This is a genomic window from Candidatus Electronema sp. JC (assembly GCF_048287365.2).
Classification (GTDB): Bacteria; Desulfobacterota; Desulfobulbia; order Desulfobulbales; family Desulfobulbaceae; genus Electronema.
Window position 1 is genome coordinate 40962 of record NZ_JBLWEM020000061.1, and the last position, 13399, is coordinate 54360.

16 protein-coding genes are annotated in these 13399 nt (G+C 54.3%); 6 read left to right on the forward strand and 10 right to left on the reverse strand.

What is annotated here, in order from left to right; genetic code table 11:
* Window positions 1-360: 360 nt before the first annotated feature.
* Window positions 361-2970 carry a pentapeptide repeat-containing protein gene (locus ACNKH3_RS10000; protein ID WP_420209124.1) on the reverse strand — a complete coding sequence of 870 codons (2610 nt, stop codon included), beginning with the start codon at window positions 2968-2970 and terminating at the stop codon, window positions 361-363.
* Window positions 2967-3899 (reverse strand): D-alanine--D-alanine ligase family protein, encoded by a 933-nt coding sequence (locus ACNKH3_RS10005; RefSeq protein WP_417917231.1) that lies wholly within the window; start codon window positions 3897-3899, stop codon window positions 2967-2969. Before ACNKH3_RS10005 ends, ACNKH3_RS10000 begins: the two co-directional genes overlap by 4 nt.
* A gap of 196 nt (window positions 3900-4095) precedes the next feature.
* Between ACNKH3_RS10005 and cimA the strand changes: the two genes are divergently transcribed.
* The 3 genes from cimA (at window position 4096) to ACNKH3_RS10020 (ending at window position 6549) form a co-directional block, all read left to right on the forward strand.
* Complete coding sequence (gene cimA / locus ACNKH3_RS10010) at window positions 4096-5685, forward strand: citramalate synthase (RefSeq protein ID WP_420209125.1); 1590 nt, start codon at window positions 4096-4098, stop codon at window positions 5683-5685.
* A gap of 25 nt (window positions 5686-5710) precedes the next feature.
* On the forward strand, window positions 5711-5881 hold the full coding sequence (locus tag ACNKH3_RS10015) for a hypothetical protein (protein ID WP_420209126.1): 171 nt from the start codon (window positions 5711-5713) through the stop codon (window positions 5879-5881).
* Window positions 5882-5970: 89 nt separating this feature from the next.
* Entirely contained in the window at window positions 5971-6549 is a 579-nt protein-coding gene (locus tag ACNKH3_RS10020) for a Uma2 family endonuclease (RefSeq protein ID WP_420209127.1), read from the forward strand.
* 66 nt (window positions 6550-6615) lie between these two features.
* Here ACNKH3_RS10020 and ACNKH3_RS10025 read toward each other — a convergent pair whose 3' ends face one another.
* The 8 genes from ACNKH3_RS10025 to ACNKH3_RS10060 form a co-directional block, all read right to left on the reverse strand.
* Window positions 6616-6828 carry a DUF86 domain-containing protein gene (locus ACNKH3_RS10025; protein WP_420209128.1) on the reverse strand — a complete coding sequence of 71 codons (213 nt, stop codon included), beginning with the start codon at window positions 6826-6828 and terminating at the stop codon, window positions 6616-6618.
* Window positions 6800-6973 (reverse strand): DUF86 domain-containing protein, encoded by a 174-nt coding sequence (locus ACNKH3_RS10030; RefSeq protein ID WP_420209129.1) that lies wholly within the window; start codon window positions 6971-6973, stop codon window positions 6800-6802. The genes ACNKH3_RS10025 and ACNKH3_RS10030 overlap by 29 nt, the downstream gene beginning before the upstream one ends.
* Window positions 6966-7268 carry a nucleotidyltransferase family protein gene (locus ACNKH3_RS10035; RefSeq protein ID WP_420209130.1) on the reverse strand — a complete coding sequence of 101 codons (303 nt, stop codon included), beginning with the start codon at window positions 7266-7268 and terminating at the stop codon, window positions 6966-6968. Before ACNKH3_RS10035 ends, ACNKH3_RS10030 begins: the two co-directional genes overlap by 8 nt.
* 21 nt (window positions 7269-7289) lie before the next feature.
* Window positions 7290-7559 carry a hypothetical protein gene (locus ACNKH3_RS10040; protein ID WP_420209131.1) on the reverse strand — a complete coding sequence of 90 codons (270 nt, stop codon included), beginning with the start codon at window positions 7557-7559 and terminating at the stop codon, window positions 7290-7292.
* A complete protein-coding gene (locus ACNKH3_RS10045) occupies window positions 7556-7774 on the reverse strand; it encodes a hypothetical protein (RefSeq protein WP_420209132.1) in 219 nt (72 codons plus the stop codon). Before ACNKH3_RS10045 ends, ACNKH3_RS10040 begins: the two co-directional genes overlap by 4 nt.
* A gap of 237 nt (window positions 7775-8011) precedes the next feature.
* The gene (locus ACNKH3_RS10050) at window positions 8012-8551 is read right to left on the reverse strand and encodes a hypothetical protein (RefSeq protein WP_420209133.1); all 540 of its coding nucleotides are present in this window, start codon (window positions 8549-8551) and stop codon (window positions 8012-8014) included.
* 99 nt (window positions 8552-8650) lie between these two features.
* Window positions 8651-9031 carry a hypothetical protein gene (locus ACNKH3_RS10055; RefSeq protein WP_420209134.1) on the reverse strand — a complete coding sequence of 127 codons (381 nt, stop codon included), beginning with the start codon at window positions 9029-9031 and terminating at the stop codon, window positions 8651-8653.
* A gap of 69 nt (window positions 9032-9100) precedes the next feature.
* Window positions 9101-9376, reverse strand: coding sequence for a hypothetical protein (locus tag ACNKH3_RS10060; RefSeq protein ID WP_420209135.1), 276 nt, complete (start codon window positions 9374-9376; stop codon window positions 9101-9103).
* Window positions 9377-9636: 260 nt separating this feature from the next.
* Here ACNKH3_RS10060 and argS point away from each other — a divergent pair, with 260 nt between their 5' ends.
* The 3 genes from argS to ACNKH3_RS10075 are packed head-to-tail and all read left to right on the forward strand — an operon-like array spanning window position 9637 to window position 13276.
* The gene (gene argS, locus ACNKH3_RS10065) at window positions 9637-11292 is read left to right on the forward strand and encodes an arginine--tRNA ligase (RefSeq protein WP_420209136.1); all 1656 of its coding nucleotides are present in this window, start codon (window positions 9637-9639) and stop codon (window positions 11290-11292) included.
* On the forward strand, window positions 11292-11495 hold the full coding sequence (locus tag ACNKH3_RS10070; RefSeq protein ID WP_420209137.1) for a hypothetical protein: 204 nt from the start codon (window positions 11292-11294) through the stop codon (window positions 11493-11495). The genes argS and ACNKH3_RS10070 overlap by 1 nt, the downstream gene beginning before the upstream one ends.
* Entirely contained in the window at window positions 11492-13276 is a 1785-nt protein-coding gene (locus ACNKH3_RS10075; RefSeq protein WP_420209138.1) for an alpha-amylase family glycosyl hydrolase, read from the forward strand. The genes ACNKH3_RS10070 and ACNKH3_RS10075 overlap by 4 nt, the downstream gene beginning before the upstream one ends.
* The last annotated feature ends 123 nt before the right edge of the window (window positions 13277-13399 follow it).

Consider the following 13399-nt stretch of genomic DNA (forward strand, 5'->3'; position numbering starts at 1 on the left):
CTGAATGATTCTTGCTGCAACCTTTGCTGTCAGGAAGAATAAAACATGTCCGGCGGTTTTACGGAAGCACTTTCTGCGGAAAAGGGGCGGACGGGACTGCCCGGCGCAGCTTGGCAGGCCGATGGAGCGGCGGCGGCGGATTTCAGGATTAAAAGGCATGGTTGCATAGCACGGTGCAGGGACACGGCAATGCACTTATGCAAGGTTCGTCTATGCACTTATGCGAGGTTCATCTATGTGCTTATGCGAGACCCATCTATGTACATAGTTCTGATTCCCCCATGTGCATAGATGAAAAAGTTTCATGCACGGTTGCCGGGTTTCCTGCCGTGGCATGTAGGGGCGAAAAATTTTTCGCCCCTACCGTTCCTTGTTTTCCAAAATGGTGCCGGTGAGAATAGCACCATCTAAGTCCGCTCCCTCAAAATTGGCCCCTTCAAGATTTGCGTCTTGCAAATTAGCCAAACGAAGGTTTGCATACTTGAGATTCGCTTTTTTAAGGCTTGCACGTTGCAAATTGGCTCTCCAGATATCCGCATTTTCAAGATTTACTCCGTTCAAATTTGCATGTATAAGAATCGAATAAGCTAACTGTGTATCTTTAAAAGATGACATAAAAAAATTTTCCCCATAAAAATTCTGCATCCTAAGATTATAGACAGATAAATCTAAAAATCCTAACCAAGATACACTACCATACATTCCTTTCAACCGCGAAATCCAATCTCCGAAGGCTTCATTTGATTCCAGCTCTAACCTTGAAACCTGCTTGGTCAGCTCGGCAATATGAAAATGCACGGCCAGTAAAGCCTCTTCCGTATTACGAGCCAAACGTAAATGCTCCTTAAAGCCTTTGCCCTTAAACTCGTCAGGGAAAGGCAAACCTTGGTTGATGGTGTAACTGAGCAGCTCGCGCACCATAGCCTGCAAGGCCAGCAGCTCCTCCTGCTTCATCGCCCGGAACTCATTGCTGATAAAGCGCAGCAGGTCTTCATCCATCCACGTGACGGCGCAAAAGGCAGTCCACTGCTGCAAAGCCGTCTTTTCCGACCAGCCGTCATCCGGGTCTTCCTGCCGCCGTCTGCGTTGCTTCTCCATCTGCCGCAACAGGCGGACAATGCGCAGGGCAGTCAGGTATTCGCCGAAGCTCTTATGGGTGAATTCAAAGGTCGGATCGCCGTCCTGGCGGATGTCGCTTTGCCGGAAGTAGAAGGCGGTGAGCAGACGAGTCACGCCCGCTTTTGCCCCTTCTTGGAACTGCTCTAAATAGCGTTCAATGCCGCCTGCCTTGAGCTTTTCCCGAATCCCGGCAACCGTGGCTGTGCGCCCGTCCCCATGCCAGACCGCCAGAGCGATTTCCTCCAAGACCCGGATAAAGTCTTTCTCATCCAGCCCGCCCGCGCAAGTGCTTACCCGGCCTCCCTCTTCGTACTGGCGGCAATAGACTTTATTGATTAGATGAGCATAAATTTCATTCAGCGTGGTCTCATCGGTAAACGTGAATTTCTCACTGTCATAGCTGAGAGCGACCAGATAGTTGAGGAGCGGCTGGGCAGTGATCTCATCCAGATGCTTCCGCGCCAAATCCGCAGGCAGGCCCGCATAGCCTTTGCCCGCAGCCGCGCCGTACTGCCGCCACCATCGCTGCCGCTGATCTTCAATCAGCAGGCCGTCCGGGTCGTGGTATTGCTGCCGCTCCTTTTCTGCGACAAAATACGGCAGCACATGAGTTATCTGCTTGTGCTTCCGCAGTTTAGTTTCCACCGACTGCACCGCAATAGTCCGCCCGGCGATAATGACCTGCCGATGCTTGCCATAGCTGTTGCCTTCATGAATGCAACGCAGCACTTCATCGACAAAATTATTTGCTGTCTCCGAGGCCGCCTTTCCTTGCAGAGCCAGTTCGTCCAAGCCGTCAAAGATGAGCAGCAGACGGTCTTTGCCAGTCTTGGCATCAAGCGGATTTTCATTCAGGAATGGATTATTCCTGATATGGTTCTCCATAGCCGTGATCAGATCGTCTGTGGCATTAAAGCGGTGCAGGGGAATGTACAAGCAGGGAATGTCGGTTTCTTTGGCGATCTTGGCGGCGAATATCTTGGCAAAGGTGGACTTGCCCGAACCCGGCCCGCCGCTGATAAAGCGCACTGCCGGGCCGTCCGCGAAGTTGTGCAGCCAGCTGCGGAACTCGTCTTCCAGATCCACCACAATCTGTTTCACTTTGTCCCGCTGCGGCGCAAGCTCCGGGCTGCGTTCTTCGTCCCGCTCCTTTTCCTCGTAATACGCCCGCAGCGGCACATAAACCTTTTCCACACCAAAGGCTTCTTCAAACATCCGCTCGCTGATTTGCCGTTGCAGCCATTGGTTGTAGAGCCGCCAGCTCCGCATTTCTTCCGTAGCCTTGGTGAACGGCGTGGCGAAATGCTGGGTTAAGGCGGCGTAGTCCGACGGAGCTTTGCGCCATGTTTCTTCCAGAGCAAAGACAAAGAAAGTCGGCAGATGGCAGGCAATCTGTTCCGCATCCGTTTGCTTGGCACCCACGCCATGCAGCCAAGCGGCCAGCGGGCCTTGCAAACTCTTCAGCAAAGGCAGCTCGCCAGGCCGGTTGAAGAACTTCGGGCTGATAGTCACCTCCGCCCGGCCCATTTCCGCTTCAAAGCGGGCGGAAAGCGTTTCCAGCTCCGCTTCTTCCGGGCGATTGCGGAAGAGGTCGGAGTAGTTTTTCACCAGCTCAGAAAGAGCGGCGGTCAAAGCGCGGTAAATCAGCAGCCAAGCCAGCTCTTCAGGCTTTTCCCGCAAACCGGCGGCATCAACAGTGTCCAAGGCGACTTCAGCAACACCGCCAAAGTCAAGCGATGCGCCTTTCAGTGCCGCCTTGCCAATGCCGAACAGGAACTTCTTCGGCTCAAGGCTGATGCTCTTGTTCCAAACAGAGACAGGTTTGCTGACAGTCAGTTCGTTGCGGCTCATCGTTCCATTGCCAGCTCAATCAGCCGGTCAAGCAGGGCGGGAAAATCCAGCCCGATCTGCGCCGCCGCCTGCGGCAGGAGGCTGGTCGGGGTCATGCCGGGAATGGTGTTGGTTTCCAGCAGAAAGATTTCGCCGTCCTCACGGATGATCATGTCTGTGCGGCTGCATCCGCGCAGCTGCAAGGCTTTGTGCGCCCGGAGACCAAAATCCTGCGCCTTCCGCCGGACATCCCCGCTGACTTCCGCCGGGCAGACTTCCCGCGTCGCGCCGGGCGTGTATTTGGCCTCGTAATCGAAGAAATCAAAGCGGCTGTCCGGGATGATCTCCACCAGCGGCAGGGCGGTCAGCTCCTCGTTGCCCAGCACGCCGACCGTAATTTCCCGGCCTGCAATGAACTCCTCGACCATTACCTCGCTATCGTGCTGAAAAGCCTTGGCCAAAGCGGCAGCTAACTGCTCCGCCTGCCGGACGATGGACATGCCCAGCGAGGAACCCTGCCGCACCGGCTTGACCACTAACGGCAGGCGCAGCTTGGCCAGCAGCGGGGCCGGATCAACGCAATGCGCTTTCTCGGCCATCTCCCAGGCCGCCACTGGCAGGCCATGCAGTTTGTACATGGTTTTGGCAAGATTCTTGTCCATCGCCAACGCGCTGCCTAAAACCCCGGAGCCTTGGTAGGGAATGCCGAGCAATTCCAGCATTCCCTGCACTGTGCCGTCCTCGCCGCCGATGCCGTGCAGGAGGATGAAGGCCGCATCCAGCTCAGACGCGTCTGCGGCCAGCCGGGCAAGGTCGGTCGCCGGATCGTAGCGCGTGACCTCGTATTTGTCCTTGTTCAGGGCCTGCTCCACCCCTGCCGCCCCGCGCAGGGAAACATCGCGCTCGCCGGAGGTGCCGCCCGCGATCAATGCCAGTCGTATTTTGCTCATGATGATGCTCTGTGGTTGATAGTTGTTCCGCCTGCTCATCATAACGCATCTGCGGCCCGGTTTCATCTGCCGCGCCGTTTTTTTCACCAAAGCGCGAGCGCAGCGGCAGACAAACTCGTTGCGTCCGCCGGGATGTTCATTTATGATCAAACCTGCGGCATTTTCCCCCCTTTCCTTATATCGCCGGAAGAAGACTATGACTATCGAATTTTACGACACCACCCTGCGGGACGGCACCCAGGCCGAGAACTTCAATCTCTCTGTTGACGACAAGATCCGCATCACCAAGCAGTTGGACAAGCTCGGCATTGACTTCATCGAAGGCGGCTGGCCCGGCTCCAACCCGCTGGCAGTGGAGTATTTCGAGAAGATGAAGGGCATTGAGCTGCGCCATGCCAAGCTGGCCGCGTTCGGCTCGACCCGGCATTTCCAGAATCCGCCGGACAAGGACCCGAACCTGCAAGCCCTGCTGGCGGCCAAGACTCCGGCAATAACCATCTTCGGCAAGAGCTGGGATATCCATGTCCACGATGCCTTGCGCATCCAGTTAGAGGACAACCTCCAGATCATCGAGGATTCACTGGCTTTTCTGCGTCCGCATGTCCGGCATCTGATCTACGATGCCGAGCATTTCTTTGACGGCTTCAAGAACAACCGGGAGTATTGCTTGGCGACCTTGGCGCAGGCGGTCAAGGGCGGAGCCGAGACTTTAGCCCTCTGCGACACCAACGGCGGCACGCTGCCGCACGAGATACCGCCAATCATCGAGCGGGTGAAGGAATTCCTGCGCGAGCTGGGCAGCACGGTCAAGATCGGCATTCATCCGCACAACGACTCCGAAACCGGCGTGGCCAACGCGCTGATGGGCGTTTCACTTGGTGTGCGGCAGGTGCAGGGCACGATCAACGGCTATGGCGAACGCTGCGGCAACGCCAACCTGACCTCAATCATCCCGGCAGTGATCTGCAAGATGGGACTGGAAGCCGAGGTGGGCAAGAACATTGACCAGCTCTATTTCACCTCCCGCTTTGTCAACGAATTAGCCAACCTGCCGCACAACCGCTACCAGCCTTATGTGGGCGAGTCCGCCTTTGCCCACAAGGGCGGCATCCATGTCAGCGCGGTGCAGCGCAACCCGATCACCTACGAGCACATCAGCCCGGAAAAGGTGGGCAATGTCCGACGCATCCTCATTTCTGATCAGGCGGGTAAGTCGAACGTGCTGCACAAGGCGGTCAAGTACGGCCTGAACTTGCAGCCGGACGACCCGGCCATGAGCACGATCATCCGCGAGCTGAAGGAGCTGGAGAATCAGGGCTTTCAGTACGAAGGCGCCGAGGCGAGCTTTGAGCTGCTCATGCGGCGGGCGATGGGCCTTGAGCAGCAGTTCTTCAAGCTGGAGAGCTTCCGGGTGATGAACAGCAAGCGGCTCATCGACACCTCCTCGCTGACCGAAGCCACCATCCGCCTGACCGTGGACGGGCAGGAGGAGCACACCGCCTCGCTCGGCGACGGCCCGGTCAACGCCTTGGACAAGGCCATGCGCAAGGCGCTGCGCCGCTTCTATCCCCGCTTGGATGAGATGGAGCTGATTGACTACAAAGTGCGCGTCCTCTCCGGCGAGCACGGCACCGGAGCCAAAGTGCGGGTGCTGGTGGAAAGCCGCGATGCGGCCAGCCAGTGGGGCACCGTGGGCGTGTCCTTCAACATTATTGAGGCGAGCTGGCAGGCTCTGGAGGATGCGGTCAACTACAAGCTGATGAAGGATGCGCGGGAGATGGCGTAGGGCGCGGCCCCCTGTGGCCGCGCTGATGCAGAAACCCTGCGGCGGCAATGCAACAAAGCGACACAGCGGGCAACATTATCTGGAAACGCCCAAGCACGACGGCTTGGGCGATTTCGCCACCAACTTCGCCATGATCGTCAAGAACACCGGCGCGGCTCAGGGGCAACACCTTGCGTTTCCACCAATCAGCATGTAAATATTCGGCATGATTCGCTGCGGGATGCTGACGAACATCAGTCTGTTTTCATTCATAGTTTCATTGATGAGAGTGTGGGAAGGTCAATTATGCAAGCTGCTGAACAGTATCTTCTTTCCGAAGAGGAATATTTGGCTGCTGAACGTCAGCAGACAGAAAAGCATGAATGGTATCAGGGGGAATGCTTTGCTATGGCGGGCGGCACCCGCTGGCATAATTTGCTCGCCAGCCGGATATTGGCGGAGCTGGTGCGGCATCTTGACGGCAAAAAATGCACGCCGTGCATGGCTGATCTCCGTCTGCTCATTGAAGCGCACGGGCATTATGTCTATCCTGACGTGATGGTGATCTGCAATGAAGCGGCATACCTTGCCGATGATATGGCGAAGGATGCCGAAATCATTGTTGAGGTGCTTTCAGCAGGAACGGAATCATACGACCGGGGGCAGAAATTTCTGCATTATCAGTCTGTGCCGTCGTTGCAGGAATATGTGCTGGTCAGTCAGAATGTGATGCAGGTTGAGATATATCGGCGGCGGCAGGATGGGAAATGGGAGTACGAGCGGCTGATGCGCCCGGAAGATGCGCTGCTGTTTGAGACGGTTGGCTGCGCTGTTACGTTGGAGATGTTGTATCGTGAGATTCCGCTAAGAACACAACTAAAATGAGCTGATGGCCTAGCTCGTGATCCACCGCAACTGTTTTTTCATTAACTATGCTATCTTGAACTTGATTCAATTTCCTTCATCCTGCAACAGTGCTTCAATGCGTTTTATATGCAGAAGCAGTTGCGGCAATTCTTCTCTTGCGACATCCCAGACGATATCAAGATTCACGCCAAAATATTGATGAATAAGCCTGTCTCTCATTCCGGCAAGATTTTTCCATGGGACTTCAGGATGATTTCTCCTGATTTCATCAGGACAGATTCTTTGTTGCCTCTCCAATGATCTCAAGATTGCGGACAACCGCATCTTGCGTCTTTATATCCACAAAAAAATCAGAGGAGCGCATTGCTCCAGTGTACGCAGCTATCCGTTTCACGGCCTCCTTGATGTGACTCAGGAAATCGCTGTCCGATCTTTCAGACATAGATGATGCTTTGCTCAATATTCCGTGCTATTTTTTGCACTGTTATCCGTCTCACGCCTTCAGGGGTCAGAATATTCGCTTTCTTACCAAGGATATTTTCGATATATTCTGCGAACTCAATAAAATTGAGACCGATAGGACGTTCAAATTCCGCCACAAGATCAACATCACTGTCTTCGGTCTGCTCACCTCTGGCATAAGAACCAAACAGGCCCAGCCTTTTCACGCCATACCTTGCAATGAGGTACGGATATTTTTCCCTTAGAATTTCAACGATCTTTTCTTTTGTCAGCATGATGTCGTTTTTATTTTTTGGCTATAACTTTTGCAATATTTTCTCATATTCTCTATGAGAGCCAATCCAAAACCAAACAATTGCAGCGTCATCAACAATTCCTACGGCTCTATAGTCAATGTTTATCCGTACTGAATAAACAGGTTTGCTGGAATGAACCCGTTTGAATTGCAAACTTGGGTGATAGGGATTGTTTTTGAATTGGAAATACGCAGTTTTTGTCTGCTTTTTGATATCTGCTGGCAAAGCGGAATACAACTTCCAAAACTTCTCTGTCGTCTCCGAAATCACAGCGAATCCAAATCTAAAGGCTTGGTCTTGCCTGCGCGGTGTTCTTTCAGAGCTTCATCGGCAAGGGCTGCTAAAAAATCTTCAGATTCAGCAAACAAAAAATCCCATTTTTTTTCTGCCAACAACTCATCCAGCAGCAGTCGTGCAATCATATTTTGCTGCATATCAGGGAGCTTGGATGCCTCTTGAAATGCGTGTTCAAGCAGTTTTGTCATATTGTTTCTCCTGCAAATGCACTTGCAAAATTTTTCCTGACAATAAATTCGCCCATTCAATCAGAGCTTCCACAAGAGAATGGTACCTGATGCGGGCAGGCGGGGCAAGGTGAATGGTGGCGGCGGAAAAGAAAACGCCCTGAATTCGACGGAGGATTCAGGGCATCTGGATGCTCTATATACTGACAAGATGAAGCTTTTTGGTTGGGATTCGTTTCCTTATCCCAACCTGCCGCGCTACACAACTCGAAATACAAAAACACCGCGATCGAGATACGTCCCAATATCGTGCCAATTAAGACTCATCAGGCAACTGTTGCCAAGGTAGTTCGTTCGCTCAATCGTGGCTGGGATTACCAAAGAGAAATTAAGCGTCGTCGAGGCACCAGCCGCCAAGGCCAGGCCCGAAGATGATGGCTCCGTTAAACGGGGAAAGCGAGTGTCGATGTTCTGTAGAAACGTGCCGACAGTTGGATCAATATTTCCAGAACCGACCCAAACATGAGCAAATAGCCAGATGGCCTGTGTTGGATCCGGGTTATAGATACCGAGACTGTAGTTGACTGTGCCGCCCGGAGCAGCAGAACCCCATCCTTGCGATACAATCATTGGAGAGTTGACACGTTTGAGCTTCCTCTCGATTTCATCCGGTGTAACGCATGTAAAGTGTTCTTCCCTGTTCTCGGAACTATGCTTCTCAGTTACCTTCTCGATGCGCTGAATGTGCTCTTTAACTTGGGATTCTGTAAACTTTGTTTGAGTGCTTTGCGTTGCCATGGTCGTTGCATCTCCTTTCGTTTTGGATTAACTACGATTTACAGTTACTTTTCACTACATTTTTTCTGTTGCCCTCAGATGAAACCACCCGACAAAACCTCACTGCCCGTCTTCCCCTCCATCCCCCGTTTTCTTCCCGTTCGCACGCGGATGCCGATTGATTTCACTCAACCGCTTGCCGCCCGCCATCTCGTATTGATTGCTGTCCCTGCCGTACTTCACCTTCACCCCGGAAAGCATCTGCGAGGAAAAATCACGAAGCTCCTTCTCCAACGCCTGAAAGTCATTGCCTGCCGCATCAGCCTGAGCAAGATGACCATTGTAGGCATCCAAGGCAGCCTGAGTCTCGGCAATCTTGGCATCATAGGCCGCAACCGTGAGATTGTTGCCCAAGTCCAAGTTCGGATCAATTGCCCGCAGGTTGCCGCTGCGCTCCTGCGCCTCGGCGATGATTTCTGAAGATTTGCGACGGTAGGCCATGAGAACGCCTCTTTGGGAAGGATGAAGGAAAACTTCACGAAAAATAGTAAACCGTTTGCCAAGGTTTTGTCAAACAAAAAAAGCAGGCAGCGCAAAAAAAAAACTGCTTGACCGGACAGCTTGCGCACCAAGCAGCGGAGCTTTACTGTTTGATAGCATTCCTTGCCTGATAAACAACGCTTCTTTGCGGATAGAAAATATTCCTTTTCTGTTTAACAAAACTCTTTCTCGGATAAACAGCACTGCTTTCTTGTTTATCCAGACTCCTTGCCTGATAAACCGAACTTCTTTCTTGTTCGATAGTATTCCTTTCCTGTTAAACAGCATTCCTTCCCGAATAAACACAGCTCCTCTGCTGTTTATCCGCCCTCTTGTCTTGCCGAGCCGAAAAGCCTATCTGATCGACAAAACAGCTTGATATTTCATCAAAAAACAAACTCGTGCAGAAAACGCATCGCCCCGGAATCCCGCCTGATCAAACAGATGCCCTGTCAAGAAGAACTCGGCGGACCGCAGCGGCAGAAAAAGACTTGCGCTTTCCCAAAGCGGCAGGTAGATAGATGCCATCCATCAAAACACTGCCACGACAACACGAGCATTCTCCTATGATCCGATCACGACTGAAAAACCTTCTTGACCACTGCTTCCAGCAGGGCGTGGAGCAAAAGCTCTGGTCTGCTGCCGCTGCTGGCCTGTACAATCTGGAAACGCCCAAGCACGAGGGCCAGGGCGATTTCGCCACCAACTTCGCCATGATCGTCGCAGGCAAGGAGCGGCGCAAGCCCCGCGAGGTCGCCGAGCAGCTGGCCGCTCTGCTTCGGCAGGATGCCGCCCTTGTAGACAAGGTGGAAATCGCCGGGCCGGGCTTTGTCAACCTCTTCCTCAACCCGGCGGTCTGGAGTTCCGTACTCGCGCCGATTGCCGAGCAGGGAGAGAAATTTGGCCTCTGCAATATTGGCAAAAGCATCAAGGCGATGGTCGAGTTTGTCAGTGCCAATCCGACTGGCCCGCTGACTGTCGGGCATGGCCGCAACGCGGTGCTCGGCGATTCGGTTGCCAGCCTGCTCGTAGCGGTCGGCTATGACGTAACCCGCGAGTATTACTTCAACGACGCGGGGCGGCAGATGCGCGTGCTCGGCGCGTCGCTCAAGGCGCGCTACTTGGAAAAGCTCGGCCTGCCGAACGAATTCCCGGAAGACGGCTATCAGGGCGGCTACATGTACGACATCGCCCAAGGCATGATTGACGAGGCGGGCGAGGGCTTCAAGAACGCGGATTTGGATGTCTTCCGCAAGCGGGCGCAGGAGGCCATTTTTGCCGACATTGACGCGACCCTGAAGCGCATCGGAATCAGCTTCGATTCCTACTACAACGAGCACAGCCTCTACGAGAACGGCCTGATCGAGGACGTGGTGGCCGAGCTGCGGGCGAAAGGGCTGGTCTACGAGCAGGAAGGCGCGACTTGGTTCAAGACCACCGAGTTCGGCCAGGCGCAGGACCGGGTGATCATCAAGAACACCGGCGAGCCGACCTACCGCCTGCCCGACATCGCCTATCACCGCGAGAAGTTCCGGCGCGGCTTTGAGCGGATGATCAACGTCTTTGGCTCAGATCACATCGCCACAGTGCCGGACGTACTGGCCGGAGTCGAGGCCCTTGGCTACGACAAATCCAAGGTGCAGGTAATCATGCACCAGTTTGTCACCTTAATGCGCGGCGGCAAGCAGGTGAAGATGTCTACCCGCAAGGCTTCCTTTATCACTGTGGATGAGCTGGTAGACGAGGTCGGCACGGACGCGCTCCGCTTCTTCTTCCTGATGCGCAAAGCTGACTCGCAGTTAGAATTTGATCTGGAGCTGGCCAAGGCGCAGAGTCAAGAGAACCCGGTTTATTATGTGCAATACGGCCACGCCCGGCTCTGCTCCATCGAGCGGCTGGCTGAAGAGCGCGGCATCGCCCTGCCGGAGCCTGCTGGCGCGGATTTGAGCCAGCTCAAGGAGGCGGAGGAGTATCAGCTCCTCAAAACGCTGGCCGCCTATCCCGGTTTGATCGCCGACGCGGCGGAAGACTTGGCCCCGCACCGGCTGATCTTCTTCCTCATGGATTTGGCCGGACAGTTCCACGCCTTCTATAACAAGCACAAGGTGATGACTGAGGATCCGCAGCTGACAGCGGCGCGGCTCTGCCTGTGCAGGGGCGTGAAAACGGTCTTGGCCAACGGGCTGGGGCTGATCGGCGTGAGCGCGCCGGAGCGGATGTGATGGAAAAGGGGGCAGCGGAAACTGCCCCCTTTGTTTTTTCTGAGGTGAAAGTTCCCTTTTTTGACGCAAAAGAGCCTGTTGCAAATAAGCAGAAAGGAGTATTCTGTTGGACGTTTGAAAAAACGCAGTTTGCGGGCCTGCTTGATTGCAGGCAGGCGGCGCAAACAATAAAAAGCATGGCCTGCAAAGGAGATTGGCTATGAAGATCGCACGGATGGCAGAGGTTGATTTTACCAGCTTGACTTCAGGGAGAACGTACACGCCTTCTCCGGCGGCGTGGGAGGATCAGGTCTTCTATTTCCTGATGGTTGACCGTTTTTCCGACGGCAAGGAAAGCAATTACCGCGACAACAGCGGCGCATTGGTCACAGACGGCAGCACGCCGCTCTTCACCTTGAGCCAAGCCAGCAACATTTCCCGCGAACAATGGGTCCGTAACGGGCAGGGCTGGAAGGGCGGCAACCTGAAGGGGATGATCGGCAAGCTGGGCTATCTCCAGCGCATGGGCATCACCGCCCTCTGGGTCAGTCCGATTTTCAAGCAGGTCAATTTCCTTGAGACCTATCATGGCTACGGCATTCAGAATTTCTTGGAGCTTGATCCGCATTTCGGCACCAAAGAGGAGCTGGTCACGCTGGTTGAAAAGGCGCATGAGCTGGGGATTTACGTGATTTTGGACATCATCCTCAATCACACCGGCAATGTTTTTTCCTACAACCCAGACCGCTATCCCGTGGCGGGCACGAATTATTACGATCCGCGCTGGGACGGCAGGCTCTACGATGTGGCCGGATTCAACGACGCTGAGGGCAGGCCGACGGTGCCCTTCCGGGCCGAGGCGACAACTAATCCTGACGCGGCAGTTTTTCCGCTGGAGCTGCAAGAACCGGCCACGTTCACCCGTAAAGGACGAATCAACAGCTGGGATTATCATCCCGAATTTTTGGAAGGCGATTTCTGCGACCTGAAGGATGTGCGTCATGGCAGCGGCCCGGATGATCACTACGTGCCGTCACGGGCCTTGGAGGTGCTGGCCGCCGCCTACAAGTACTGGATCGCCTTGGCGGATGTGGACGGCTTCCGGGTGGACACCGTCAAGCACATGGAGATCGGCGCAACCCGCTATTTCGCCTCGGTCATCCATGAATTCACCCAGAGCATAGGCAAAGAGCGATTCTTCCTCATCGGTGAAATCACCGGCGGCAGGAGCCGGGCTTTCAACACGCTGGAGCAGACCGGTCTTGATGCGGCTCTCGGCGTTGACGACATCCCGGACAAGCTGGAGTACATGGTCAAAGGCTACAGGAATCCTGAAGATTACTTCAATCTTTTCCGCAACTCAACCTTGGTCGGCAAGGAGTCGCACACTTGGTTCCGCAACAAGGTGGTGACTCTGTTCGACGATCACGACCAAGTGCGGAAAGGCAACAGAAAGGGCCGTTTCTGCGCTGACAACGAAGGCTGGAAAGTGCTGCTGAACGTGCTGGCGGTGAATGTCCTAACTTTGGGCGTGCCCTGCATCTACTACGGCTCGGAGCAGTATTTCAACGGCCATGCCACCGAAGACCGGGACGGCAACGATGTTTTCCTGCGCGAGTGCATGTTCGGCGGGAACTACGGCGCATTGCAGACGAAGGGCTGCCACTTCTTCAACGAGGAATCGGCCGCTTACGTCGAATTCGCCAAAATTATCGAAGTCCGCAGGCGGGAAATCGCCCTGCGCCGAGGCCGCCAGTATCTGCGGGAGATTTCCGGCGACGGGATGATTTTCGGCCTGCCGCGCATGATGGGCGGTCAAATCCGCTCTGTGGTGCCGTGGTCGCGCATCCTTGACCAGCAGGAGGTTGTGACCGCCATCAACACGGACTACAACAATGCCCGCACGGCGTGGGTGACAGTTGACAGCGGTCTGCACAATCTGAACCGGCCTTTCGTCTGTCTTTACTCCACGGACGGCAGCCAGATCGGTAAATGTGAACCATAAGTGATCAATTAAATAAAATACTATCATTATGGTGATGAATAAATCTCCAAACAGATGCTGTCAAATTCTCAATACTTCTCGAAAATGACAATGTCTTTCTGACTAATGCCGATAACCTTTGCC